The organism is Maridesulfovibrio zosterae DSM 11974, assembly GCF_000425265.1.
GTDB classification, from domain to species: Bacteria; Desulfobacterota; Desulfovibrionia; order Desulfovibrionales; family Desulfovibrionaceae; genus Maridesulfovibrio; species Maridesulfovibrio zosterae.
On the sequence record NZ_AUDC01000015.1, the window covers coordinates 29728 to 54547 of the forward strand.

Consider the following 24820-nt stretch of genomic DNA (forward strand, 5'->3'; position numbering starts at 1 on the left):
TTTAGTGTAAAAAAAAATTAACCTTTATTTAAATATTTGATACAACCAATACAAGTAACTTCAATTCTAATCAATAACAGAATATACTGAACACATGCGAAAATATCCCGAGACTCTAATCGACATAATTGCAAATAGTGAAATGAACCTGAATAACATCAGTAAAATATCAGGAGTTTCAAACACTTACTTAACTAAACTAAGTAAAAAACAGATCAATCATCCCGGTAAAGATAAGATTGCATCCATATTACTGGCTATGAATCACCGAATTACCGATATTAATAACGTTCTTGAAGATTACGACTACCGTCCTTTAAATAAGCATGATATTCCGTCTATCCTGAATAATAATAGAAAGCGTAAAATTGAAGGCCCACCGACTCCTCACTATGACAGACTCTACTTCGAACTGATGCTGGTAGTACTGGAGCACATGGGAGGAACTAAAATAGTAGTAAAAGACTCGCCCAGTGGAATCTATCAACCCTACCTTTATTATATGATGAAGTCTTTCCAGATTGAACTAGACGGAGAAGCTGAAAAATTCCTTTATGATTTGACCGGGCAGGTAGTGAGAGAAAGGCTTCAGGTTTTTAATGAAAATTGTAAAAAAGGGCATAAAATTACAACTTATATTTGTAGCAAATGTCTTGATGAAACCATTGACCGGGTCATATCTAAAGCAGCTGCTGAAAAGGATATGAATAAAATACAACTATTTGCCCAATATCTTGCAAATGCAACTTCATGTGCAATTAAATTTCCAAATCAACATAAGTTACATGTCACAGAGCGTTGCTCCATGTTTGAATTCCTCTTGCAAGATGCCGATGGTAATAAACCGGCACTAAATTATACAGGTAGCAGCCCTCACTCATTCAGCAATCCTTACGACCAGCACAATCTTGAGGGTTTTTCAACCAGCTCAAAATCGCTTATCAATCTCTTTAAAGTTGAAGTAGATATGTGCAGTGCTGCCATTAACTATTCTGATTCCCGTAATACTCCTGAAGGGTTCAACAGCTATATTCATGATAAATTCACAAAATGGAAAGTCGCTCATTTTTTTGAAGAGGCTATGAACGAGCTCATGTCCACATCTAAACTGAAGTTATTCTAGATACATATAAACTTAATCTATACCTGCTAATTTTTTTTTGCACAGTTTGGTTTAATTTTTTTTTAAACCATAGGTTATAATTTTATTTGACTAAAGATGATATTTTTTACTAATTAACATTTTAAGGATATTCACCTCGACTAACGGAACTTAAAAATGACACCAGTTGACAAAAATGAAGTATTAAAGATCAGCAACCTCCAAACTTATTTTTTTTCATCCGACGGAACAGCAAAAGCGGTGGATGGAGCTACATTTTCCCTGACTAAAGGAAAAATACTTGGAGTAGTTGGAGAATCCGGCTGCGGTAAAAGTGTTACTGCCCAATCGGTAATGAGACTTGTACCATCTCCTCCAGGAAAAATTGTCGGCGGGGAAATACTTTTTGACGGAAAAGATCTGACTAAGCTGAGTATGGCCGAAATGCGCCACATCCGGGGAAACCGTATTTCGATGATTTTTCAGGAGCCAATGACGTCTCTAAACCCGGTCTTCACCATCGGCGATCAACTTTCAGAAATGTTCATACTGCACCGGAACATGAATAAAAGAGATGCTCTGGACGCTTCAATAGAAATGCTCGCCAAAGTACAGATTCCGGCTCCACAATCAAGAGTCGGAGAATATCCTCATCAAATGTCCGGCGGAATGCGCCAGAGAATAATGATTGCCATGGCTCTTTCGTGCAGTCCAGAAGTGCTCATTGCAGATGAACCCACAACGGCACTTGATGTTACCGTACAAGCCCAGATATTAGACCTTATCCTGCAACTTAAAGACGACTTAGGTGCAGCGGTGGAACTGATAACCCACGACCTTGGGGTTATAGCCGAAACCGCAGATTCCATCGTCGTCATGTATGCAGGAAAAGTTGTCGAACAAGCCGAGACAATAGAGCTTTTTGAAAACACACTTCATCCCTACACTCTGGGGCTGCTGGATTCTACCCCAATACTTGGCCGCCGCACCGCAGGAAAATTTGAAAGACTCCGGGAGATCAAAGGTATGGTTCCGAGTCTTTACGACCTGCCTAAGGGGTGTAAATTTCAGGCAAGATGCCCTAAAGCCCTGCCTATTTGCCAAGAGAAAGAACCTGAGCTCACGGAAATCAACGACGGCCATGCAGTAAGATGCTGGTTGCATATCCCAAACTAAAATATGACTGAATCTTTAATAAAAGCTGAAGACCTTAAGGTCCATTTCCCTATCAAAAAAGGACTGCTTTCCCGCACCGTTGGCCATGTTTTCGCAGTAGACGGAATCGACTTTGAACTGCGCAAAGGCGAAACTCTGGGCATAGTTGGCGAATCAGGTTGCGGAAAGAGCACTGCCGGTCTTGCAACTATGCGGCTCATTGAACCTACCGGCGGCACTGTTTACTGGAAAGGTAGAGACATGAACGAAATGTCTCCGAAAGAATTGCGAGCGCTACGCAGAGAAATGCAGCTTATTTTTCAGGACCCATACTCCTCTCTGAACCCGCGTATGAACGTCAACCAGATTCTATCCAATCCTATGGATGTTCACAAAATGTACACAGGCAGCGAGCGTGAGGACAGATTGGCTTTCCTGCTTAAGACCGTGGGTATGAACCCGGACCAAGGAATGCGTTACCCTCATGAATTTTCAGGTGGACAAAGACAACGTCTGGGCATCGCAAGAGCTCTGGCTCTCGATCCATCAGTGATTATCGGTGACGAGCCTGTTTCCGCGCTGGATGTATCTATTCAGGCTCAGATAATCAATCTGCTTATGGACCTTAAACAGCAGTTTGATCTTTCACTTATGATCATATCCCACGACCTTGCCGTAGTTGAATATATCTGTGACCGGATTGTGGTCATGTATCTGGGAAAAGTTGTCGAAACCGGATCATATATGGATATCTACAGCAATGCCCAGCACCCTTATACTCAAGCTCTCCTTTCCGCCGTGCCCATTGCTGACCCGCGCCGAAAAAAACAACGGCAGATACTGACAGGAGACGTTCCCAGCCCTATAAACCCGCCATCAGGATGTCGTTTTCACACGCGCTGTCCCAAAGCAAAAGATATCTGTTCGCAGAAAATTCCGTCAGTCACCCACTTCAGTGACGGACATCAGGCTTCGTGCCATTTATTATAAACGGCATGAATAAATAATAACTTTTACTAGGAGGCTGAATGATGAAACGCTTAATTGTTGCTGCAACTCTTATTGCAACACTTGTACTCCCCTCTCTTGCAATGGCTAAAGCTGATTTGACCATTGCTATGGACGCACCGCCCAAATCCATGAACCCTCATGCATACTCTTCAGATGCAAACTATTCTTATATGTCAAACTTCTTTGACGGGCTGCTCCAGCGTACTGCTCCAGACGGAAAGATAGCTTCTGCTCTGGCGACTGAATGGAAACGCGTTGACAGCAATACCTGGGAATTCAAACTTCGTAAGGGCGTTAAATTCCATAACGGTAACAAATTCAATGCTGAAGACGTAAAATTTACCTTCGAACGCATGAAAGACCCCAAATATTCCAGATTCCTGAATATGGGTAACTCCATTGCCTCCATTGATACTCCGGATGAATATACTGTTATTTTCCATACAGTTAAACCTGTCCCCTGGTTTGCTGAAACCATGCCGCAAATGTTTATTGTAGACAAAGAATCATCTCTTAAACGTGATGATGGAGACTACAACACCCGTCCTATCGGAACAGGTGCATACATATTTGATGAATGGGTAAAAGGTTCCTACCTGCGCATGCACGCCAATCCTGACTACTGGGAAGGCGCTCCGAAATATAAAACAATAGAAATGCGCCCCATCGTAGAGGAAGCAACCCGTTTTGCTGCTCTGGCCGGTCATCAGGTTGATATCGTTAACGGCGTTCCGTTGACTCTCTACGACCGCATCAGCAAAATGCCCAACATTGAAACTATCACTCGTCCGGCTCGTCGCTGCATCTACTTACAGGTTTCCAACAAGCCCGGAACCCCTTTTGCTGACAAACGTGTCCGTCAGGCTCTTGCTCACGCTATTAACGAAGACGAGATCATTGCTAAAGTAATGCACGGTCATGCAGCAAAATCTGCTCAGATTCCAGATGTACCTACTATTGGTTACGATGCATCCATCAAACGCCTTGAATATAATCCTGAGCTTGCTAAAAAACTTCTCGCTGAAGCCGGCTACAAAGATGGCTTCGAAATCACTCTCGCTGGCCCTAACGACCGTTACATCAACGATGAAAAAATCTGCGAAGCCATTGTAAAATACCTCTCCAGAATCGGTCTGAAAGCCAAACTTGATGTAAAACCAAAATCCATCTTCTTTGATGAAACAGCAAACTTCAAACATCCTTTCTACCTGATCGGCTGGTTTGACGGTTCATACGACTTCGGCCGTACTGCAGAGAAGAACGTACATACCTGGGATAAAGACAAAGGTATGGGCGGATACAATGGTGCTGTTTATTCAAACCCTGAAGTTGACAAACTGATCATCGACTCCGCATCTATCCTCGACCGCGGCGAGCGCGAAAAAGCTCTTCAGAAGATCAATAAAATGGTTATGGAAGATGTAGCTTTCATTCCTCTCCATTACCAAGAAGACATGTACGCAGTTGCTAAAGGCAAGGGTATTAAATTCAGCCCACGCCCAGACCGTTGGGTCGTAGCTAAAGAAATCAAATAACATATAGAATCACAGGGCCGCTGCGGCGGCCCTACACTACTCATTATGGCATCATATATTTTTCGAAGATTGTTGCAGGGGCTTATGGTTCTGCTGGCTGTCTCATTCGTATGTTTCTGCCTCTTCCGCTATACCGGTGATCCGGTACTTATGCTGGCAGGCAAATACGCCACCCAGCAGGAGCAGGAAATGGTTCGGCAGGCATACGGACTGGATCAGCCCCCCCATATTCAATACATAAAATTTATCGGCGGAGTGCTTAAAGGCGACTTCGGCAAATCCTACATCAGTCAGGTGGATGCGCTGGACACTATACTTGAACGCTTTCCCGCCACATTTGAACTGGCCTTGTCTGCCATCTTCATATCTTTTGTAGTCGGAGTAGGACTGGGGATTGTGGTTTCTATCTGGCCGACCGGATTCATGAGCAGAATGATTATGGCAGGCTCACTTATGGGCATTTCTATACCAACGTTCCTGATAGGTATTCTGCTGGTTATGTTTTTCTCCGTATATCTGGACATCCTTCCCTCATTCGGCAGGGGGGATACCGTAATGATAGGACCATGGCGCACCGGACTGCTTACCATGGACGGACTGAAACATATTATTCTGCCGGCACTGACCCTTTCCGGTTACCAGCTTGCAGTAATGCTCAGACTGACTAGGGCAGGTATGCGTGAAGTTATGGGAGAGGAGTACATTAAAACGGCATGGGCCAAAGGACTTTCCCCTTTCAAGGTAATAATGAAGCACGCTCTGCGCAACGTAATGATCCCTGTAGTTACAATTGCAGGACTCTCATTCGGCGAGCTGATAGCATTCTCGATCGTCACCGAAACAATCTTCCAGTGGCCGGGGATGGGCAACCTGCTCCTGACCTCTATTTTCGAGACAGACCAACCTATTATCGTTACGTACATTATGCTGGCATCAACCATAATTTTGTCCATCAACATCGCGGTTGACCTGCTGTATGCATTGCTCAATCCAAAAATTCGCTACGACTAGAGTTAAAATATGAACCGCCCACTTCTCCAAAAGCGTTTACGCAGCTTCAGAAGCGACAAACCGGCAATGATCGGTGCATTCATCCTGTTGCTGTTCATTTTAATAGGGATCTTCGCCCATGTACTGGCGCCTATGAACCCGTACGACCTGAGCTCAGTTGATCTTGGTAACTACCTCATGCCGCCGTGCTGGCTGGACGGAGGCTCCTTATCTTTTCCATTGGGAACAGATGATCAGGGACGCGGAATACTGTCAACCATACTATATGGAATGCGGACCTCTCTTATTGTAGGAGGATCTGTAGTTACAGTTGCCGGCAGTATAGGAATAGCTCTAGGCATGGTTGCAGGCTATTACGGAGGGCTGATTGACACCTTCGTAATGCGTTGCGCTGATACTGTTTTTTCTTTCTCCACAACCTTGCTGGCTGTACTGCTGCTCGGTGTTTTTGACACCAGAGGAATTGCAACTGTCATCTTCGCTATATGCATTGCAGACTGGGTAAAATACGCCCGAACCATCCGCGGCAGTGTGCTTGAAATAAAAAACAACCCCTATGTAATGGCTGCAAAATCATCCGGTGCTAAAGATTTCCGAATTCTTTTCCAGCACATTCTGCCCAATGCCCTGCCTCCAATTATGGTTGTCATGGCAGTGGACCTTGCTGTGGTCATCATGCTTGAAGCTACACTTAGCTTTCTAGGGGTTGGTGTTCCATTAACAGAACCTTCACTCGGTATGATGATCGCAATAGGAAAGAACTACATCTACGCAGGCATGTGGTGGATGACCCTTTTCCCGGGAGCAGCACTGATTCTGCTTGTTGTAGGCATAAACTTATTTGCTGACTGGCTTCGCGATGAACTGAACCCTAAACTGAGCCGCTAATCCGTATCTGGTAGACTCAAATTTACACGGACATTAGTAATGACTGAACAAGAACAGAATACTTACGACCACTTTCTGGCCGAGCTCGAAACACTGGTTAACACCGACAGCGCAACAGAAAACAAAGACGGCGTTGCCGACGTGGCTGAAATTCTAAAAAAACGTCTTGAAGATCTTGGTCTTGAAGCGAAAATAACCTTTGAAGGAAAAGACCGTACTCCCTGCCTCAAGGCCTGCACAGCATCTAAGAATGGACGCTTTGATTTCATGTTCCTCGGACATATGGACACGGTTTTCCCCACTGGAGAAGCTGCCAAACGCCCTTTCTCAACCAAGGATGGGCATGGACTGGGTCCTGGCGTCAGCGATATGAAAGGCGGACTGTTGGTAGCTCTATATGTTGTTGAGCAATTAAAAGAACGAGGGTTGCTGGACAAGATTGCCATATGTATCGCCTTTAACGGCGATGAGGAAATCGGCTCTCCTGACTCCCGCCCATGGATTGAAAAAACATCTGAGAACTGTGACAGAGTATTCGTCTTTGAACCATGTCGCTTAGAATTCCGCCATGTGCTGCACCGCAAAGGAGGAGGAAGGGTCAAAATTACTGCAAAAGGAATTTCATCCCACGCAGGAGCTGATCCGGAAAAAGGAGCGAATGCTCTTGTAGAACTGGCCAGCCATATTCCGTCTATACATGCCCTGAACGATCTTGATGGAGATATTACGGCCCAGTGCACAGTTATACGCAGCGGAGAAAAAACAAATATCATTCCTGATGAAGCCGTTCTTGATGTTGACGTGCGGGTTGGCACAAAAGAAGAAATGAAGATAGTGGAAAATTTCTTCAATGAACTGCCAAATAAAAATTATGTTGAGAACACTTCCATAGAAATCACAGGTGGTGTTGACCGTCCTCCCATGGAGTATACAGATAAAACAGTTGAGCTGTGGAATGTCCTTGCTGAAGAAGGCCGCAAGCTCGGGCTCGATCCCGCATATATTTCCACAGGAGGCTGCTCTGATGGCAACTGGACCGCAGCCAGAGGTATCACAACCATTGACGGCATGGGGACAGTTGGCGCTAATTCTCACCGCGAAGATGAATATACTGAGCTTAAAAGTATCATTCCTGCAATTACTATGATTACGAATACATGTATTAAAACGGTACTCGGGGATTAGTATTCAGTAAATACTGTTCTAAAAAAGACTGACTGTTTTTAAATGCTTGCCATCGGGCTGTGAGGTTAACCTCACAGCCTTTTTTTATTGCCTACGCTTAACTTCTGGCATGCAAGTTGCTTTTTAATATCAAACTTCTTTCACCATAATCCAAACAAAAATCATGAAAGATCAAGACAAAAAAAATACTCACAGCGGTGCATGGCTGGAATTTTCCAGACGCGATTATGCCGAGATGACGGAGCTGCAGGAAGCTCTTTGCAGCAAAAGGCAGCAGGGACTTATTCCTGATGTTGTAATTTTGCTGGAACACTCTCCCTGCTTTACCGTAGGCCGCAGCGGAGGGCACCATAATATTCTTGTAAACAATAAAATCTTGGAAAAACAAGGCATTACCATACATGACACAATGAGAGGCGGTAATATCACTTATCATGGCCCCGGACAGCTTGTATGCTACCCTATATTATCACTGAAGGGAGAAAACAGAGACCTCCATGCTCATGCCCGCAAAATGGAAGAAGTTATGATCCGGACTATTGGTGAATTCGGTATAGTCGGAGACCGCAAGCCGAAATACCCAGGAGTGTGGGTCGGTGATCAAAAGATCGGTGCGATGGGAATTGCTGTTCGAAAATGGACCACAATGCACGGCATTGCGCTTAATGTATGTCCAGATCTTGAACATTTTTCATATATTGTTCCCTGTGGAATTACTGCCCATGGAGTAACTTCTATGGCCCAGATACTTGGGCATCCCATAGATATAGACTCCGTGCGAAATAAAATGCGCAAAAACTTTTCAGACATTTTCCAAATTTCTCTTAGCCCGGCTAATCTGGAACATCTAATTAAGGAGAACTGCCGTGAACAAGCCTAACTGGCTGGTAATTCCAGCTCCCAACGCAAACGATATGAACCAGATTCAGGCATTACTGAGTAAGGGCCAGCTACATTCTGTATGTGAAAGTGCTCAGTGTCCTAATATAGGTGAATGCTTTGCCAATAAAACATGCACATTCATGATTTTAGGAGACATCTGTACACGCAACTGTGCTTTTTGTGCTGTCACACATGGTAAACCATGTAGCCCCGACCCCAATGAACCGGAGATGGTAGGTTTAACAGCCAAGCAGCTGGGCTTGAAACATGTTGTTGTAACTTCTGTTACCCGTGATGACCTGCCGGACGGAGGAGCTGGACAATTTGCTGCGACAATACATGCCATCAGACAGGAGAACCCTGAAGCAACAGTTGAAGTCCTCATTCCAGATTTCGGAGGGCAGGATGCTCCTCTTAAACAGGTCATCGCAGCAGCTCCGCATGTCCTCAATCACAATATTGAAACAGTTCCACGCATTTACCCGACAGTGAGACCGGGGGCCAGATACGAACAGTCCTTGCAACTGCTAAAGAATGTGGCGTCAATATGCCCGGATGAACAAATAATGACTAAGTCTGGTTTGATGCTCGGATTAGGTGAGACTCAGGAGGAAGTTATCGGGGTTATGATCGATCTGCTTAAGGTTGGCTGCAAGACTCTGACACTGGGACAATATCTGCGCCCTTCTTCCCAGCACCACCCTGTGGTAGAATATGTGCACCCGGATAAATTTGATGAGCTGTCAGGGATTGGTGAAGAGCTCGGATTCAGACAGGTTGTGTCAGGACCTTTGGTCCGCAGTTCATATCATGCTGCCGAAAGTTTTGCGCAACTAAATGCATAGTTATTCAATAAGCGTCATGGAAAATATGTTTCTTCATGACGCTTTTTAGGACGGATTGAAAATGACCGATCTGATCAAAATAACCCTTATCGCTAACGCCGGAGTACTGGTTGAGTATAATGGGACAGGAATCCTTGTGGATGGAATCCACCATGAGGAAGGACATCCATTCAGCCGGGTTTCTAAAGTTGATATGAGACAGATGCGTTATGGGGAAGGTCTTTTCCAGAATCTTGACTACCTGCTATTCACACATGAACACCCAGATCATTTTACACCACAATATGTATTGAAACATATTCAGTGCCGCTCTGTTAAAGGACTGTTTCTTCCCTGCGAAAGGGACGGATCTTCGGACTTGGTATTTCTATTCAACCATGCAAGAATACAAGAAATTCCCTGCTGGTCCATGGGGTTGGAACCTGGAAAATCAAAATATATTGAACTTACTGAAGACTTGTCTGTCACAACAATTGGATCACGCCATATGGGACCACAATATGAAGACATTCGTAATGATTGTTTTTTGCTAACATTGAAAGGTATGAATCTCTTATTTACCGGAGATGCTGACTACGTATCAGACTTTTTTGAAAAAGCTCTTGCTGAAGTGAATCTGGATGCAGTCTTCGTAAACCCTATTTTTTATCATAATCCAGGTGGCCAAGCTATAATCAATGAAATATTCAAGCCTGCCACGACTGTGATTTACCATATGCCTCCTGCTGACGAGGATACCATGCAATTTTCATTTATGGTTAAACGTGACATTCAACGATATGAACGTCCCGATATCCAAACTCATGTTCTTAATGCAGAAAATAGCAGTATATTCTTATCGGTCCATGCTAAGAAATAACATTCCCCATCACTCCACTCTTATTGAAACATATACGTCTTCAATCTGCTGTTCTTAAATTGAACATTTTCTTTTAGCTGTTCAATTTCAGAGCGCATTCTTAATTCCTAAATTCTTTATCGAAAAGTCAGATATTCAGTCTTCTGCAACTTCTTCCTACACTGTAGATGTATATAACTTTATGATATTTTTGAGCATAAAATATATCTTCTGCGATTAAAGTCACATCAGAAATTTTTATGTTTTTTTGGCATACCCGGTGCAAAAGCAGGTCAAGCTATTTGAGATCCCGTTAGTTGCGATCAGTACGTTCTATAACTGAAAAACAAAGAGAGGACCAATGAGCGAGACAATGCGAGCTGCCGTTTGGCACGGAAAACAGGATGTGCGTGTAGAGACAGTACCTGTTCCCCCTTTCCCTCCAGCCGGATGGGTAAAAATAAAAGTAGACTGGTGCGGAATATGTGGCTCTGATCTGCACGAATTTGTGGCTGGACCGGTTTTTATACCGACTGAGGCTCCACATCCTTTAACAGGAAAACAAGGTAGTGTGATCCTTGGGCATGAGTTCACTGGAACAGTAGTTGAGGTCGGAGAAGGAGTTTCCAATGTAAGTGTTGGAGACTTTGTAGCTCCAGATGCCTGTCAACACTGTGGAGAATGTGTAACATGCCGAGCGGGACGTTATAATGTCTGTGAAAAGCTTGCATTCACCGGATTGCACAATGACGGTGCTTTTGCAAAATATGTGAACATTCCCAGTGAGCTCTGTTTTGTGTTGCCAAAAGGTGTTTCTCCCGAAGCAGGAGCATTGATTGAACCATTGGCCACAGGTTTTAAAGCTGTGCGTGAAGCTGGCTCCATTTTAGGAGAGACGGTTGTTATTATAGGAGCAGGTACTATCGGTCTTGGAACTCTCATGGCCGCAAAAGCGGCTGGTGCTGGTAAAATTATTATGCTGGAGATGTCTAATGCCCGTACAGCCAAAGCCATAGAATGCGGCGCTGACGTAATGCTCAATCCTAATGAATGTGATCCTGTTGCTGAAATTAAAGCCATGACTAACGGCTCAGGTGCAGATGTTTCATTTGAATGCGTCGGCAATAAATTTACCGGACCACTGGCTATAGACGTCATCAGAAATGCAGGCAGGGCCGTAATTGTCGGCATTTTTGAAGAACCAAGTTCTTTTAATTTCTTCAGCTTAAGCGGAACAGATAAGCGAGTAATCGGCACTCTGGCATATACCTTGAGTGATTTTCAGGGAGTATCCACTCTTCTGGCTAGCGGTCAACTCAAAGCTGAGCCTATGATCACAGGTCGAATAGATTTAGAAGACATTGTGAAAAAGGGCTTCCAGGAACTGATTAACAACAAAGATGATAATATCAAAATCATCGTAAGACCTGGTGAGTAGGACTTAGCGGCCAAAGTAACGCCCGGGTGTTTGTCCTTGAGTGTACGCCCGGGCTGTTTAGAAATATATAAATATGAACTTATTCTAAAATATTACATCTGATTTCATATAACCGCTAGAAAACATTTACAAGATTAAACATGTATGTGATGGCGCTCCATTTTGGAATAAAGGGTGTTGCGACCGATTCCTAAAGCCTTAGCCGTTTTGCTGATATTGCCCTCATGAAAATTCAACGCCTCGCGAATTGCATCTTCTTCTCTTTTTTTGAGCTGAAAGCCACTGCTTAAAGCCGGGCGATGACTCATTACCTGATTTGTAGTTTTCTCTATAAGGTACGGAGGCAGATGCTCTGCTTTTAACTGTACTCCTGACAGATTATTCACAGCATATTCAATACAGTTTACCAATTCTCGAACGTTTCCGGGCCAGTTATAGGACATAAGCACATCACTGACCTCTGTAAGCATTCCTTCACAGGGAATACCGAATTCGGTACACAAACGGTCCAAGTGATACTCAGCAAGCAAAACAATATCAGTTCCCCTGTCTCGTAGAGGAGGAAGAGTAACCCCTACAACATTAAGGCGATAAAATAAATCCTCTCGGAAAAACCCTTGCTCGACAAGCCCTGATAAATCCTTATTGGTGGCAGCGATTATTTTTACATCCACAGGCTGAGGAGTGGTTCCTCCGACAGGCACAACAGCTCTTTCCTCTAATGCCCTGAGCAGATTAACTTGTTGTGAAAAAGGCATTTCCGAAATTTCATCCAGAAATAAAACACCCTTATCAGCCAATTGAAATTTGCCTAAACGCCCTTTTTTAGCTGCTCCAGTGAAAGATCCTCCGCAATATCCGAATAGCTCACTTTGAACCAGCTCCTCAGAAAAAGCACCGCAATTCACAGCAACGAATGGATTACCGGAGCGAGGTCCTGCTTGATGGATTCCTCTGGCAAACAATTCTTTACCTGTCCCTGACTCTCCATATAATATTACTGTTGAAGGAGTTCGTGAAGCCATCGCTGCCTGTCGAATTGCCTGACGCATAGCGCTGCTTGCATGTAGGATATGTTCAAAACCTTTAGGGGATTTCTCGGATTGAGATGGTTCATTTAATGCTTTTCGAGCAGGTACAGCAAATTGATGTGCGGATTGTTTCTCGCAGATACTTACTATTGTATCCAGGTGTGTTCCCGTTGGACTGAAAATATATAAGGCCCTAACATATAAGTCCGGGTTTATCCTGCAACGCATAACTATAGGCTCGCGTTTGGAAGATTTTTTTGCTTTGCTAAGGAATTCTTCATAATCAAAGAATTCCTCTGCCCGCCGGCCCTGCAACGTTCCCCACGGATTACCCAGTAAAACCTCAGCAGCACTGTTAGCGCTGAGAATATTTCCTGATTTATCAAGAGACAGAATTCCAGTCATTACTGAATTGAACATTGAAGAAAAAAGAGACCCTAATTGACCTTCCAGTTCGGAGCAATAAAGTCGGCAAAGACGTTGTTCCAGTGCTCTAGTTGCCTGAAGAACAAGTTCTAGGCTCTTGCTATGATCTGATGTTTTTGGTCCTGAGATATCAAAACATCCCCATATATTACCTTGAGGTCCAAATATGGGAGCGGCTGTACAGCTCCAACTATGATGACTGCGGCAGAAATGTTCTTCTCCAAAGACCTGCATTGGAAGACCTGTAACCAAAGTCGTTCCTATGGCATTCGTGCCAACACTTTCTTCAGCCCAATTCGCCCCCGGGCCAAAGTTCAGTCTATCCGCCTCGCGAAGAATCTCGAGATCTCCGCACGTACGGCCGACCCGCCCCTTGGCATTAGTATATGTCATCAACAAACCTTTGCCGCGAATAGCTTCATAGGCTGTTTTCTCAACATCCTTGCAGATTCTTCTAAGAGTGGAGGTAAATGGTTCCAATTCTGACATTGGAGTGAAGTCCCAACAGCTTCTTGGAGCCGGATCAATAGACATAGCCATACAGCGAGTCCATGAATCAACTATATTTTTGTCTAGATGCCCCAGATTGACCTGCCGGCCATCCACGAATCTTTTCCACTTGGAATAGTCTACCTGAGGCCCACGCAACCCGCGAGGCTCAGTCATCTTGAGCTCTGCAGATGCCGTGTTATCAGCATTAGCCGCACAAATTTCAAATCCATTATCGTCTCTAAGCAGTTTATGCATTCTCAGCCTCCGCAATAAAACGAAAAAAATTATAACAGTATGAATTTCCTGACCCATCTAAGTACTTACTGTCAAGTGTTCATATTTCGAACACAACAGCATCCACTTCATACAACTAAACTTATTAATATCGGTATGATAAAAGAATTTAAGCCCTCTTTTGAGAGTGTTTGGTTTAGTTGTTCAACTCCTGAACATAATTTTAAAGCAGTGCAGTAAAATATTATTTATCATACTGAAATAAATAGCATTATAACGTTGGCATCCCCATTGCAATCCTTCTGTCCCAACACGATAAAAACAATAGGAGGATTGGTCATGGCTCAACAAGTGATCATGCCCAAATGGGGCTTGACCATGAAGGAAGGTAAAGTCGTTCGCTGGCTCAAAGGCGAAGGAGAATCGGTCGAGGCCGGTGAACCTTTATTTGAGGTAGAAACTGACAAAATTACCAACTCAGTGGAAGCTTCAGCCAGTGGTGTATTGGCTCAAATAATTGTGCAGGAAGGCGAAACAGCCGATGTTCAGGCTGTACTCGCAATAATTGCAGCCCCCGGTGAAACACCTGATAAAATTGCCAGCGGTGCTGCTGACAGTGCTCCAGAAGCGTCCGCCAGCGCAGAAGAGAAAGAAACAGCATCCAGCCCTGTTGCTGCTCAGGCAGAAAACGGCGAATTCGTCCGGGCCATGCCTGCAGCCCGTAAGCTTGCCAAAGACCTGAATATTGCCATTTCGGCGGTAACCGGCACAGGTCCTAATGGCTCGATTACAATGAAAGATGTTCAGGCCGCAGCTGATGCCGACTTCGCCGGTATCAATGCAAGTCCTAAGGCTATCGAATTTGCCCGTAAAAAAGGCATTGACCTCAGTCAGGTTGCAGGCACAGGAGAAGACGGCAAAATAACCAAAGCCGACATCCTGAGAGCAATGAACCCAGCTGCAGATCAACCTGCCCCGGCATCTCAGGCAGAACCCAAAGATACCATCATCCCCATGGAAGGTATCCGCAAGATAATCGCAGACAACATGCACGCCAGCTTAACCAATGCTGCTCAGCTATCTGTGTTTGTAGAACTTGATGTAACAGAGATGGTTAACCTCCGCAGCACGCTTCTCAAACGGAATAAGCGCAACGCTGAATACAGGCTGTCATACAACGATATCATTTCCTACGCAGTATGCCGTGCCCTCAAACGTCATCCAATCATGAATTCCACACTTCAGGACGATGGAATCCATATTCATGAACATGTCAATCTAGGCATTGCCGTTGCCCTGCCAAATGGACTTATTGTGCCTAAAGTTAAACTGGCTGACACTTTCACACTTGATGAGCTTAAGACCAAAATCAGGGATGTAGCCGGCCGCTCCCGCTCCGGTGGACTGGATATGGATGAACTCAGTGGAGGAACGTTCACTATAAGCAACGTCAGCATGCTTGGCGTAGACGGATTCACCCCTGTTCTCAATCCTCCGGAAACAGGAATACTCGGTGTTGGCCGCATCGTAGAAAAACCTGCGGTAAAAGACGGTGAAATCAAGATCAGGCAGATGATGACCCTTTCACTGACATTCAACCACATGACCACTGACGGAGCTCCAGCTATGTCCTTCCTGCGCGAACTGGGAGACATGCTTGAGAATCCCGGTCTGATGATAATGTAGGTGAGCTATGGCACGAAAACGATTCGCTATTGAACTGGGCTATGCTGCTGATTTGCACGGAGAAGACATGACCAAGGCCGCTGTCCGTGCCGTCCGTGACGCAGTGTCACGGATATGTTTGTGCGGTATTGTGGAAATCTGCGGTCGAGACAAGTTTCAAGGTGTTTATGTTCACGCTGATATAGCCGTGCCTTTTCCTGATGAAGTTGATCAAGAAGCTGTACTTGCCAGCATTCCTATAGGTGAGACCTCGCTGAACATGACTGAAGGCGGCTTGAGTGTGCCGGGGATTGAAGTTCCGTGTTTTGCTCCCGGTGTCAGCAATATTGTCGTTGCGTGTGCAGCCCTCACCATTTCTATAGAAATGGAATTATCGGATGCGGGAATTTAAGTATCGGAGAAACAGGCCTTGCGGAAGTAACGCCCGGGCCGAATAACTCAGAGGAGTGAAAACAATGGCTCTTAGCAAGAAGACATTGATTAATATGTACGAAACTATGAATAAGATTCGGCTTTTCGAGCTGAGATTACAGGAACTTTTCGCTGCAAGCGAAATTCCCGGTTTCGTACATCTTTACTTAGGTGAAGAGGCAGTTGCTACTGGTGCCTGCGCTGCGCTGACAGATAACGACATGATTACCAGTACTCACCGCGGGCATGGTCATCTTTTAGCCAAAGGCGGCGACCTTAAACTGATGATGGCAGAGATCTTCGGTAAAAAGACCGGATATTGTAAAGGTAAAGGCGGTTCCATGCACATTGCTGATTTGGATCTGGGAATTCTCGGAGCAAACGGCATTGTTGGAGGAGGCGGTCCTTTGGCTGCAGGAGCTGCTCTGGCTGCAAAATACAGAAAAAATAATGATGTGGCCATGTGCTTTTTCGGAGACGGCGCCTCTAATCAGGGAACCACTCAGGAATCCCTGAACCTTGCCAGCGCATGGAAACTCCCGCTGGTCTTTGTCAATGAAAATAACGGATACGGCATCTCCTGCCCGCAGTGTAAATCCATGGCAGTAGTAGACATCGCCGACCGCGCCGCAGCATACGATATGCCGGGTGTAGTTGTTGATGGCAACGATGTACTCGCTGTGTATGAAGCTATCTCCGAAGCTGTCAAACGAGCCCGCAAAGGTGAAGGTCCTTCCCTGGTAGAATGCAAGACTTACCGCTGGCGCGGCCATTTCGAAGGCGATGCCTGCACCTACCGCTGCGTAGAAGAACTTGAAGAATGGAAGGCAAAGGATCCAATCCCCCGCTTCGAATCCAAGCTTATTGAAAACAAAACTTTTACCAAAGATGAAGCGGAAAAAATTAAAGCGCAGATTGAAAAAGCAGTCGATGAGGCTGTTGTTTATGCAAAGGAAAGCCCCATGCCTTCCGCCAGTGCGCTTATGGACGATGTGTACGCTTAGAACAGCTGCGTTATCTTTTACGAATCCATATTTAATCCAACGGAGAAAATCATGTCCGAAAAAACATATCTTCAAGCACTCAATGAAGCATTGAGACAGGAAATGGAGCGCGATGAGAATGTGTTCATTCTCGGCGAAGACGTGGGGCAATTTGGTGGTTGCTTTGGCGTTACTCAAGGGCTTTTTGATCAGTTCGGCTGCGACCGGGTAATGGATACACCTATTACCGAAAGCGTAATCGTCGGCGCAGCTACAGGAGCTGCTGCATGCGGACTTCGCCCGGTAGCAGAATTGATGTTTGTAGACTTTATCGGGGTGTCAATGGACCAGCTTTTTAATCAGGCTGCCAAAATGCGCTACATGTTCGGCGGTAAAACCACTGTGCCTATGACACTGCGTGCTCCGCAAGGAGCAGGTATCGGCGCCGCAGCTCAGCATTCACAATGTCTTGAATCATGGTTCATGAATATCCCAGGACTCAAAGTTGCCATTCCGTCCACCCCATATGATGCTAAGGGTTTGCTGATAAGTGCTATTCGTGACGATAATCCTGTAGTATTTCTTGAACATAAAATGCTTTACGGCGTTACCGGCGAAGTTCCAGACGAAAGCTACACTATCGAAATAGGCAAGGCTGACATCAAACGTGAAGGCAGTGATGTAACAATTGTTGCGACTTCACAGATGGTCTATGCAGCTCTTGAAGCAGCAGAAAAACTGAAAGCAGACGGCATTAATGCTGAAGTTGTTGACCCTCGTTGCGTTCTCCCTCTAGATAAGGAGACTATCCTTGAATCAGTGAAAAAGACTCACGCACTGGTCGTAGTCCATGAAGCAGTCCAGTTCTCCGGTCCGGGAGCAGAGATTGCAGCCATTGTAGCTGAAGAAGCTATTGATTACCTTGATGCACCTATTAAAAGAGTTGGAGCTCCTTTCTGTCCGGTCCCATTCTCTCCTCCGCTGGAACAGCATTATATCCCCGGAGTAAAAAACATCATCGAAGCCGTTAAGAGTATCCGTTAATACAAGTCATATAAAAAGTCCGGGAAGCTTCTATACTGTTTCCCGGACTAACTTCACGAGGGTATATCCTTGAGCGTTGCCGCAATATTAGCTAACCCAGCTTCCGGTAAAGATATTCGCCGTCTAGTGGCTCACGGCAGTGTTTTTGATAATCAGGAAAAAGTACGCATGGTACGGCGGTTGATTTTAGGTCTTGAGAGGGCTGGCGTAAAAAAGGTTCTCTACATGCCTGATTCATATGCAATAATTCCTCGTGCTCTCAATTCTATTTCTCCATCCATTCAGGTTGAAGCGATAGAGATGCCCATCCGAAACAACCAGACAGATACAACCATTGCAGCAGGCATTATGGAGACACTGGGAGCCAAAAGCCTCATTGTACTTGGAGGTGACGGAACCAGCCGTGTTACCTGTAAAGGGACATTATCCGTTCCTATTCTTCCGCTTTCAACAGGAACAAATAATGTCTTCCCCATCATGTGCGAAGCTACTATTGCAGGACTTGCCGCAGGTCTTGTGGCCTGCGGCAGTCTACCAAAGGAAGAATGCTGCTATAAATCCTGTATGTTCGACATCTTACAAGATGACCGGCTAGTGGATATCGCTCTGGTTGATGTAGCTGTATACGATGATGTTTTTCTGGCCTCGAAAGCGGTCTGGCACATGGAGAAAGTTCCACAGCTTTTCCTGACAAGATGCAGCGCATCATCAATAGGACTCTCAGCCATTGGCGGTCAATTTCGGGAAATTCTTCCCGAAGAACCGTGCGGTATGTCTCTAAAGCTTGGAAAGTCAGCTTCTATAAAGGTTACTGCCCCTATAGCCCCGGGAATGTTCGCTGATGTCCCAGTTATTGATATGACAGAAATGGCTCCCGGAGAAATATTCCCCATTACTTCCACTTCCGGCCTCATTGCTGTTGACGGAGAACGGGAAATCGAGATCAAAGACAATAAATGTGCAGGCATACGACTCAATACTGATGGACCAATGGTCATAGATGTGCAAAAAACAATGTCACTGGCTGGAAAGAAAGGTTTATTCCGTTAACTTTAATTAGAGGAAATAGCATGAGCAATCCACTTAAAGCCGCTTTTATATTCGTTGCACCAGGCGGTGATCCCAAACAACATAGAAACTGGGTTATTACCGAAGGCGTAGAACTGCTTGCAATCGCTGTAAGTAATTATGATCAGGCTGAAGATTTGGCCCGTGAACTTGTTGAAAAAGAAGGCATCGCCGCTATTGAGCTTTGCGGAGGGTTCGGATCAGTCGGAACAGCACGAGTAGCTGCTGCCGTTGATGTCCCTGTAGGTGTAGTCCGTTTTGATATTCATCCTGGTTTAAACAACGTCAGCGGTGACAAACTGTTCAGCTGATAAAACGCCGTCACGCAAGAGCCGCACTGTAATGGGTGGCTCTGCGTCCAGATAGTATCGTTGCTAAGAATCTGCCAAAATATGCTGTTTGGTAACAAAACAGGTAAACATTCCTGTAAATACAAGTTCATCACCGCAAAAGACTTCTACCTGAACGAGATGTTTGCGATCCTGAGGGGTTGTATCATTTGCTTTGGCTATTAAGGTATCAGTTATACGTGATGGTTTTAAAAAGCGGGTTTCAGCAGCACCTAAAACAACATTTGGGTGGTTTACTGCAAGCATTGCAGCATAATCAGCCAATCCGAATATAAAACCTCCGTGCACAAGACCGCTTTCATCAGCAGCCATGCAGTTACCACACTTCAAATGAACTTCACTGCATCCGTCTTTCACCATGACAGGTTCCCCGCACAGTGAGCGGTCAATCTTCGCATGTGTCTTAATTTCTATCATTAAATATCCCTGCTTATCAGTTTTATAGTACCTTAAAAAATCAATTTCCGGGACAGAGAAAGACTTTTCTCCGCCCCGGAATAATACCCTACCCTCGCTGGATTAATCAAACAGATCTTCCAGTTCGTCGAAAACATAATGCATATACATAACCTTAGGCGAACCGCCCATTGATATAGCCAGCATTGCAGCCTGCATAATTTCTTCCTTGGTGGCTCCATGACTGGCTGCACCTTGAATATGCAGAGAAATACACATTTCGCACTGGGACATCATAGAACATGCAACGTGAATCAATTCCTGTGTCTTATGGTCAATTGGACCGTACTCGCTTATTTCCTTTGTAAAAGCCAGATACTTGGGAAAAACGTCACCGGCATTTTTCATCATCTTGGCCAAAGTCATTGAAGCTTTTTCTGCTGCATCCATGAGTTAACTCCTATGTTAAATGTTAAGATACTGCAATTAAGCAAGGAGTATGCCTCAGTGGCATTTATGGCTATTAGCCTGAATTAATCAGATAAATACAACAACAATACTCTAAAATCGGGAATTATTGATGTTCAAGACCTGAACATTGATCGATAATCGAACACGCTTGCAATACCTGTTGCCGAATATGTCCATCATCCAGCTCACTACAAAAGAGGACAGCTAGCAGCTTTAGCAATAAGGCAGCGAAAAGATTATCAGGATTCAACTCCTCCAGCGATATCAGCCTTGGCTTCTGCCACCATCCGCTCAACATCACCTTTGGTCTTTGAATATTTCTGGCTGGCCCAATTTCCAGCTTTAACTGAAGACTTCACAACATTAGTCAAAGCCGGGCGCACGCCACCTGACTTGTATACTGAATAGGCAGCTAACCCCACAATAGTTGCAGTGCCGGAAACAAATAAAAACCTTCCAAAACTCATACTTTACTCCTGTATTTAAATTAAAGCAGTAGAATATCCAACGCCTGCCGACGCATCAAACATTGCAAGTGATAATAATATTCTTTTGCAAAGCTATGGCTTTCTGCAATCGGAACATATTCCAAACAAAATCATCTTATGACGCTTAAGTGAAAAACCGTGTCTTGCCCCCATTACTCTCTGCAGCTCTTCAATATCTTTATCTACAACATCAACCTTCTTCCCGCACTGAATGCAGACAAGATGATCATGATGCTGCTTCCGTCCACAGCATTCGAAACGAACAACACCATCACCAAAATCCATCGGCTCGGCGATCCGGCTCTCCACTAACAACTTAATAGTTCTGTAAACAGTTGCAGAGCTGATTGTGGAGTCACGCTCACGGACTTTCATATACAGCTCCTCACTGGAATAATGTCCTACCATTTCCAGAAAGACCTCTAAAACAACTCTGCGCTGTTCAGTCGCTACCATTTTATTTTTTGACAAATATTCTAAGAAAAGATGCTGGGGGCTTAACATTTCCATATAGAGTGCCGAACCTTTTTATTTGATTTTGAAATTGATGGTTATTCTCAAATGATAATAAATGTCAACTTTAAATTAAAACGAATGACACAAATAAAGACTGCAATTGAAACTCAATAGTAGTGTTTTTCAAAAATATGCAAACGGAGTAATCAAACAAATAAAGTGAGCAAAACTTAGATTTCATCAAAACAAGGAGATTAATTATGACAACAACTACAAGACTTCTTCCAATTGTTACCGCCTCAGCCGCAGCCACAGGAGCCTTAGTAGGCGGAACAGTCGCAGCTGTCAGAGGTACAATTGCAGTAAAAGAAGGCAAAATGACCTCTTGTGAAGCCGCAAAAGCTGTAGCAACTGAATCTGCAGGAACTGGCTTGGCAACAGCAGCAGGTGTCGCGGTGACCGGTTTTATGGGGATAGGAGGTTTAGCCGGACTTATTGGTTTTACGGTAATAGCTACCGGGGCTAAGATTGTCTGGGATAAAGCAATTCCTTCCTTTGCAGGTGCAAGTAAAAATTCCGCTCTAGAATGCTGCACGGAAAAATAATTTTTCTTGATCTTATTATTTTCATTTATACATTAGCCGACCGCACTGTTTTCATACAGTGCGGTTTTAAATTTTGAGCTGATTTCTTATATTTTAGGCTAATTTTTGAGTCCTGGACACCTGTCCTTCATATAAAATGAAGCATTGTAATTAAAATCAACTTTTCGTTGACAAAGGCATTTTGCATTTGTATTTAGCTTTTTCAACGACATTGAGATTCAGTATCATTTTCAACTTTGTTATTAAAAATTCCAGATAATCAGGATTTTCAAGTGCAGAAAAAGCCCAAAAAAGCCCGTATAAAGCATTCAATACCGGGAAGAATCAGATACAAAATACCGGAACTTAAAAAAAACAGCCTACTATGTGCCACGATTAAAGGAGACCTTGAACGCTTTGATACTATCAACCAAATTCGTACTAATGAAAAATGTGCCAGCCTTATTATTTACTACAGCACAGATACAATCTCTCCCGAAAATCTAACCAAAATAGTTTCTGAATTGCTCATTGCCAAGACAAAAAGACTCTGTCCCATAGAAAATAAATGCAGTTGTCCTCAAGTAAGCAATACACTGAAATATTTCTCATTTATATCAGCTGTGGGAGGAGCGGTACTAGTAAGTGAATCCATGCTGGGAATCACCGTTGCCCAGAATTTTTTCAGTCCACTTGGACTAATTACAGTGCTTGCAGCAATACCGCTCATAAAAGACGCCATCAAAAATGTTCGGGCTAAGAAATTTGGGCTTGAAGGAATTCTGGCTGGAGGAATCATTGCAGCAGTTGTTGCAGGTGAGGCCATGACGGCCTTTGAAATTATGTGGATCAATGCAGGAGCAGACCTTTTAACAGCATGGATAACCGAAAGATCCCGCCAAGCGATCTCAGGTATTCTGGATAATACGACTCATCATACCTTCGTCCTCAAAGATGGCGTTGAAATTGAAATCGAAATCGCCGACCTGCAAAAAGACGATGTAGTAGTTCTTCATACCGGAGAAAAAGTCTGTGTCGATGGCGTAATAGTCGATGGACAAGGGCTGATTAATGAGGCTCCAATAACTGGACGTGCTGATTTTATACATAAAAAGATCGAAGACAAAGTTTTTGCCGGAACATTTGTCCGTGAAGGAGTCATCTACGTAAAGGCTGAAGAAGTTGGTGACAAAACATACCTTTCCAGAATTCTACATAAAGTTGAGGATTCTCTTGAGAATAAAACTGACATTGAATCCACCGCTGACAAACTATCTGTGCGCCTTGTTAAAATAGGTCTGGGAGCAACAATAGGAACACTCATACTTACGGCTGACCCGTGGCGGGCTTTCACCGTTCTTCTGGTCATGGCCTGCCCCTGCGCAACAGTACTTTCGGCCTCCACTCCCATCAGCGCTGCAATCAATACCGCTGCACGGCATAATATTCTCATTAAAGGAGGAAGATATCTTGAAGAGGTAGGACGCTGTAACATTGCCTGCTTTGATAAAACAGGAACACTTACTGGCAACGAGCCCAGCCTTGAAGCAGTTCATACTATTGAAGGAGTTCAGGAAAGAGAAATTCTAACCTACGCTTTTTCAGTTGAAACTCATAACCATCATCCTCTGGCTCAAGCTATCAAGACTGAAGCTGACAACCGTAAACTAGATCCTCTACCACACACGGTATGTGAATATTTTCTTGGCAAAGGGATGCGGGCTGAACTCAATAGCCAGTCGGGTAAAAATATCGAAATTCTAGTAGGTAATAAGAAACTTGCAGAACAATTTAATGTCCGCATCGGCTCACTCAGCAGACAGGTCAGTACACTGAAACGTAAAGGTCTGACAGTTCTATATGTGATCAAGGATAAAGAAACTATCGGCCTGCTCGCTTTTGCCAACACTGTTCGCAAGGAGTCGGCAATGGTCCTGAGCTCCCTTGAAAAAGGCGGTATCGACAGGACTGTTCTGGTTACCGGAGATGAACCTGCAACAGCAACCCAACTTGCTCAGCTTTTAAACATAAATGAAATTCACGCTTCAGCCATGCCTGAAGAAAAAGCGGAACTGGTTAAGTCTCTGCAGGATGGAAACAACAGAGTCATGATGGTTGGGGACGGTATTAACGATGCTCTGGCCCTTGCTCAAGCTGATATTGGAATCGCCATGGGTACGGGTGGAGCTGAAGTAGCAGTTGAAGCTGCTGACATCGCCTTAATCGATGATAACTTAGCCGGTATTGTTTATGTGCAAAAACTTAGCCAGGATACCGTAAAAATAGCCTATCAAAATTTCTGGCTGGCAACAGGATCTAATCTTGCCGGTGTTGTTATGGGGGCTACCGGATTCCTAAGCCCGGTTATGGCTGGAATGCTACACATTCTGCATACAATCGGAGTAATTGCCAACTCATCAAGACTTTTAACCAACACCCCGCAGCCTCTCGAACTGAAATCAGGAAAAATACATGAACTTTCATAAAATAGTTGATCTGGAAAAATATCTGGATGTGGCTCACCACGTTCCAGGCCGTATCAGAGTAAAATTCAGTCCTCTAATCCTTACTAAGCCGGCAGCCATTTGTGCCATGCGTGAGCACTCTGAACTGCCTGCAGCAATCTTCAATGCACGCGTAAACATGGCGGCTCGCTCGGTTGTAATAGAATATGATTCCGAAGCAATCCTGCCAGATGTAATTGAGGAACTTATCCAAGGTACGGATAAAAAGAAAAAAGCCCAAATCATCAGTGATCTGTATGGAAAACTGATGAGTCAGACCTCATAAAACACACCAAAACCCAAAAA

Annotated in this window: 25 protein-coding genes; 20 read left to right on the plus strand and 5 right to left on the minus strand. The window is 44.4% G+C overall.

Annotated elements, in window-relative coordinates; translation table 11 throughout:
• Window positions 1-94: 94 nt before the first annotated feature.
• The 11 genes from H589_RS0109300 (at window position 95) to H589_RS0109350 (ending at window position 11890) form a co-directional block, all read left to right on the plus strand.
• Window positions 95-1123 carry a hypothetical protein gene (locus H589_RS0109300; protein ID WP_156891701.1) on the plus strand — a complete coding sequence of 343 codons (1029 nt, stop codon included), beginning with the start codon at window positions 95-97 and terminating at the stop codon, window positions 1121-1123.
• 156 nt (window positions 1124-1279) lie between these two features.
• Window positions 1280-2278: an ABC transporter ATP-binding protein gene (locus H589_RS0109305; protein ID WP_027721764.1), complete on the plus strand. Its 999-nt coding sequence runs from the start codon at window positions 1280-1282 to the stop codon at window positions 2276-2278.
• Window positions 2279-2281: 3 nt separating this feature from the next.
• Entirely contained in the window at window positions 2282-3247 is a 966-nt protein-coding gene (locus tag H589_RS0109310; RefSeq protein WP_027721765.1) for an ABC transporter ATP-binding protein, read from the plus strand.
• A gap of 38 nt (window positions 3248-3285) precedes the next feature.
• Entirely contained in the window at window positions 3286-4803 is a 1518-nt protein-coding gene (locus tag H589_RS0109315) for an ABC transporter substrate-binding protein (protein WP_027721766.1), read from the plus strand.
• Between the two features lie 45 nt (window positions 4804-4848).
• Window positions 4849-5814 (plus strand): ABC transporter permease, encoded by a 966-nt coding sequence (locus tag H589_RS0109320; RefSeq protein WP_027721767.1) that lies wholly within the window; start codon window positions 4849-4851, stop codon window positions 5812-5814.
• A gap of 9 nt (window positions 5815-5823) precedes the next feature.
• Window positions 5824-6702 carry an ABC transporter permease gene (locus H589_RS0109325; protein WP_027721768.1) on the plus strand — a complete coding sequence of 293 codons (879 nt, stop codon included), beginning with the start codon at window positions 5824-5826 and terminating at the stop codon, window positions 6700-6702.
• Between the two features lie 39 nt (window positions 6703-6741).
• On the plus strand, window positions 6742-7887 hold the full coding sequence (locus tag H589_RS0109330) for a M20 family metallopeptidase (protein ID WP_027721769.1): 1146 nt from the start codon (window positions 6742-6744) through the stop codon (window positions 7885-7887).
• A gap of 163 nt (window positions 7888-8050) precedes the next feature.
• Window positions 8051-8767 carry a lipoyl(octanoyl) transferase LipB gene (gene lipB / locus H589_RS0109335; protein WP_084146934.1) on the plus strand — a complete coding sequence of 239 codons (717 nt, stop codon included), beginning with the start codon at window positions 8051-8053 and terminating at the stop codon, window positions 8765-8767.
• Window positions 8768-8801: 34 nt separating this feature from the next.
• A complete protein-coding gene (gene lipA / locus H589_RS0109340) occupies window positions 8802-9614 on the plus strand; it encodes a lipoyl synthase (RefSeq protein WP_425411457.1) in 813 nt (270 codons plus the stop codon).
• A 61-nt stretch (window positions 9615-9675) separates the two neighbouring features.
• Entirely contained in the window at window positions 9676-10473 is a 798-nt protein-coding gene (locus H589_RS0109345; protein ID WP_027721772.1) for an MBL fold metallo-hydrolase, read from the plus strand.
• A 340-nt stretch (window positions 10474-10813) separates the two neighbouring features.
• Window positions 10814-11890, plus strand: a complete 1077-nt coding sequence (locus tag H589_RS0109350) for a 2,3-butanediol dehydrogenase (RefSeq protein ID WP_027721773.1) — start codon at window positions 10814-10816, stop codon at window positions 11888-11890.
• A gap of 134 nt (window positions 11891-12024) precedes the next feature.
• Here the strand turns inward: H589_RS0109350 and H589_RS0109355 are convergent, their stop codons facing one another.
• Window positions 12025-14094 carry a sigma-54-dependent Fis family transcriptional regulator gene (locus H589_RS0109355; RefSeq protein ID WP_027721774.1) on the minus strand — a complete coding sequence of 690 codons (2070 nt, stop codon included), beginning with the start codon at window positions 14092-14094 and terminating at the stop codon, window positions 12025-12027.
• Window positions 14095-14412: 318 nt separating this feature from the next.
• Here H589_RS0109355 and H589_RS0109360 point away from each other — a divergent pair, with 318 nt between their 5' ends.
• The 6 genes from H589_RS0109360 to H589_RS0109385 all read left to right on the plus strand — a co-directional run bounded on the left by H589_RS0109360 (window position 14413) and on the right by H589_RS0109385 (window position 19576).
• A complete protein-coding gene (locus H589_RS0109360) occupies window positions 14413-15759 on the plus strand; it encodes a dihydrolipoamide acetyltransferase family protein (protein WP_027721775.1) in 1347 nt (448 codons plus the stop codon).
• 7 nt (window positions 15760-15766) lie between these two features.
• Window positions 15767-16150 (plus strand): Lin0512 family protein, encoded by a 384-nt coding sequence (locus H589_RS0109365; RefSeq protein WP_027721776.1) that lies wholly within the window; start codon window positions 15767-15769, stop codon window positions 16148-16150.
• A gap of 64 nt (window positions 16151-16214) precedes the next feature.
• Window positions 16215-17174, plus strand: a complete 960-nt coding sequence (locus H589_RS0109370; RefSeq protein ID WP_027721777.1) for a thiamine pyrophosphate-dependent dehydrogenase E1 component subunit alpha — start codon at window positions 16215-16217, stop codon at window positions 17172-17174.
• A gap of 51 nt (window positions 17175-17225) precedes the next feature.
• A complete protein-coding gene (locus tag H589_RS0109375) occupies window positions 17226-18197 on the plus strand; it encodes an alpha-ketoacid dehydrogenase subunit beta (RefSeq protein ID WP_027721778.1) in 972 nt (323 codons plus the stop codon).
• 69 nt (window positions 18198-18266) lie between these two features.
• Window positions 18267-19247 (plus strand): NAD(+)/NADH kinase, encoded by a 981-nt coding sequence (locus H589_RS0109380; protein ID WP_027721779.1) that lies wholly within the window; start codon window positions 18267-18269, stop codon window positions 19245-19247.
• Window positions 19248-19267: 20 nt separating this feature from the next.
• Window positions 19268-19576, plus strand: a complete 309-nt coding sequence (locus H589_RS0109385; RefSeq protein ID WP_027721780.1) for a DUF6506 family protein — start codon at window positions 19268-19270, stop codon at window positions 19574-19576.
• Between the two features lie 63 nt (window positions 19577-19639).
• Here the strand turns inward: H589_RS0109385 and H589_RS0109390 are convergent, their stop codons facing one another.
• From H589_RS0109390 to H589_RS0109405, 4 genes are all read right to left on the minus strand, one after another.
• The gene (locus H589_RS0109390) at window positions 19640-20029 is read right to left on the minus strand and encodes a PaaI family thioesterase (RefSeq protein WP_027721781.1); all 390 of its coding nucleotides are present in this window, start codon (window positions 20027-20029) and stop codon (window positions 19640-19642) included.
• 105 nt (window positions 20030-20134) lie between these two features.
• Entirely contained in the window at window positions 20135-20461 is a 327-nt protein-coding gene (locus tag H589_RS0109395) for a carboxymuconolactone decarboxylase family protein (RefSeq protein WP_027721782.1), read from the minus strand.
• 260 nt (window positions 20462-20721) lie between these two features.
• Window positions 20722-20949, minus strand: a complete 228-nt coding sequence (locus H589_RS0109400; protein WP_027721783.1) for a hypothetical protein — start codon at window positions 20947-20949, stop codon at window positions 20722-20724.
• 93 nt (window positions 20950-21042) lie between these two features.
• Window positions 21043-21480, minus strand: a complete 438-nt coding sequence (locus tag H589_RS0109405; RefSeq protein WP_342664912.1) for a Fur family transcriptional regulator — start codon at window positions 21478-21480, stop codon at window positions 21043-21045.
• A 206-nt stretch (window positions 21481-21686) separates the two neighbouring features.
• Here H589_RS0109405 and H589_RS0109410 point away from each other — a divergent pair, with 206 nt between their 5' ends.
• From H589_RS0109410 to H589_RS0109425, 3 genes are all read left to right on the plus strand, one after another.
• Window positions 21687-22031, plus strand: coding sequence for a magnetosome protein MamC family protein (locus tag H589_RS0109410; protein ID WP_245577092.1), 345 nt, complete (start codon window positions 21687-21689; stop codon window positions 22029-22031).
• Window positions 22032-22303: 272 nt separating this feature from the next.
• Window positions 22304-24496 carry a heavy metal translocating P-type ATPase gene (locus H589_RS0109420; protein WP_027721786.1) on the plus strand — a complete coding sequence of 731 codons (2193 nt, stop codon included), beginning with the start codon at window positions 22304-22306 and terminating at the stop codon, window positions 24494-24496.
• On the plus strand, window positions 24483-24800 hold the full coding sequence (locus tag H589_RS0109425) for a hypothetical protein (RefSeq protein WP_027721787.1): 318 nt from the start codon (window positions 24483-24485) through the stop codon (window positions 24798-24800). The genes H589_RS0109420 and H589_RS0109425 overlap by 14 nt, the downstream gene beginning before the upstream one ends.
• Window positions 24801-24820: the final 20 nt, after the last annotated feature.

Excerpts from the sequence above, each read along its gene's own strand:
- H589_RS0109300 (WP_156891701.1), top strand. The coding sequence starts at position 95 with ATGCGAAAATATCCCGAGACTCTAATCGACATAATTGCAAATAGTGAA.
- H589_RS0109305 (WP_027721764.1), top strand. The coding sequence starts at position 1,280 with ATGACACCAGTTGACAAAAATGAAGTATTAAAGATCAGCAACCTCCAA.
- H589_RS0109310 (WP_027721765.1), top strand. The coding sequence starts at position 2,282 with ATGACTGAATCTTTAATAAAAGCTGAAGACCTTAAGGTCCATTTCCCT.
- H589_RS0109315 (WP_027721766.1), top strand. The coding sequence starts at position 3,286 with ATGATGAAACGCTTAATTGTTGCTGCAACTCTTATTGCAACACTTGTA.
- H589_RS0109320 (WP_027721767.1), top strand. The coding sequence starts at position 4,849 with ATGGCATCATATATTTTTCGAAGATTGTTGCAGGGGCTTATGGTTCTG.
- H589_RS0109325 (WP_027721768.1), top strand. The coding sequence starts at position 5,824 with ATGAACCGCCCACTTCTCCAAAAGCGTTTACGCAGCTTCAGAAGCGAC.
- H589_RS0109330 (WP_027721769.1), top strand. The coding sequence starts at position 6,742 with ATGACTGAACAAGAACAGAATACTTACGACCACTTTCTGGCCGAGCTC.
- lipB (WP_084146934.1), top strand. The coding sequence starts at position 8,051 with ATGAAAGATCAAGACAAAAAAAATACTCACAGCGGTGCATGGCTGGAA.
- lipA (WP_425411457.1), top strand. The coding sequence starts at position 8,802 with ATGAACCAGATTCAGGCATTACTGAGTAAGGGCCAGCTACATTCTGTA.
- H589_RS0109345 (WP_027721772.1), top strand. The coding sequence starts at position 9,676 with ATGACCGATCTGATCAAAATAACCCTTATCGCTAACGCCGGAGTACTG.
- H589_RS0109350 (WP_027721773.1), top strand. The coding sequence starts at position 10,814 with ATGAGCGAGACAATGCGAGCTGCCGTTTGGCACGGAAAACAGGATGTG.
- H589_RS0109355 (WP_027721774.1), bottom strand. The coding sequence starts at position 14,094 with ATGCATAAACTGCTTAGAGACGATAATGGATTTGAAATTTGTGCGGCT.
- H589_RS0109360 (WP_027721775.1), top strand. The coding sequence starts at position 14,413 with ATGGCTCAACAAGTGATCATGCCCAAATGGGGCTTGACCATGAAGGAA.
- H589_RS0109365 (WP_027721776.1), top strand. The coding sequence starts at position 15,767 with ATGGCACGAAAACGATTCGCTATTGAACTGGGCTATGCTGCTGATTTG.
- H589_RS0109370 (WP_027721777.1), top strand. The coding sequence starts at position 16,215 with ATGGCTCTTAGCAAGAAGACATTGATTAATATGTACGAAACTATGAAT.
- H589_RS0109375 (WP_027721778.1), top strand. The coding sequence starts at position 17,226 with ATGTCCGAAAAAACATATCTTCAAGCACTCAATGAAGCATTGAGACAG.
- H589_RS0109385 (WP_027721780.1), top strand. The coding sequence starts at position 19,268 with ATGAGCAATCCACTTAAAGCCGCTTTTATATTCGTTGCACCAGGCGGT.
- H589_RS0109395 (WP_027721782.1), bottom strand. The coding sequence starts at position 20,461 with ATGGATGCAGCAGAAAAAGCTTCAATGACTTTGGCCAAGATGATGAAA.
- H589_RS0109400 (WP_027721783.1), bottom strand. The coding sequence starts at position 20,949 with ATGAGTTTTGGAAGGTTTTTATTTGTTTCCGGCACTGCAACTATTGTG.
- H589_RS0109405 (WP_342664912.1), bottom strand. The coding sequence starts at position 21,480 with ATGGAAATGTTAAGCCCCCAGCATCTTTTCTTAGAATATTTGTCAAAA.
- H589_RS0109410 (WP_245577092.1), top strand. The coding sequence starts at position 21,687 with ATGACAACAACTACAAGACTTCTTCCAATTGTTACCGCCTCAGCCGCA.
- H589_RS0109425 (WP_027721787.1), top strand. The coding sequence starts at position 24,483 with ATGAACTTTCATAAAATAGTTGATCTGGAAAAATATCTGGATGTGGCT.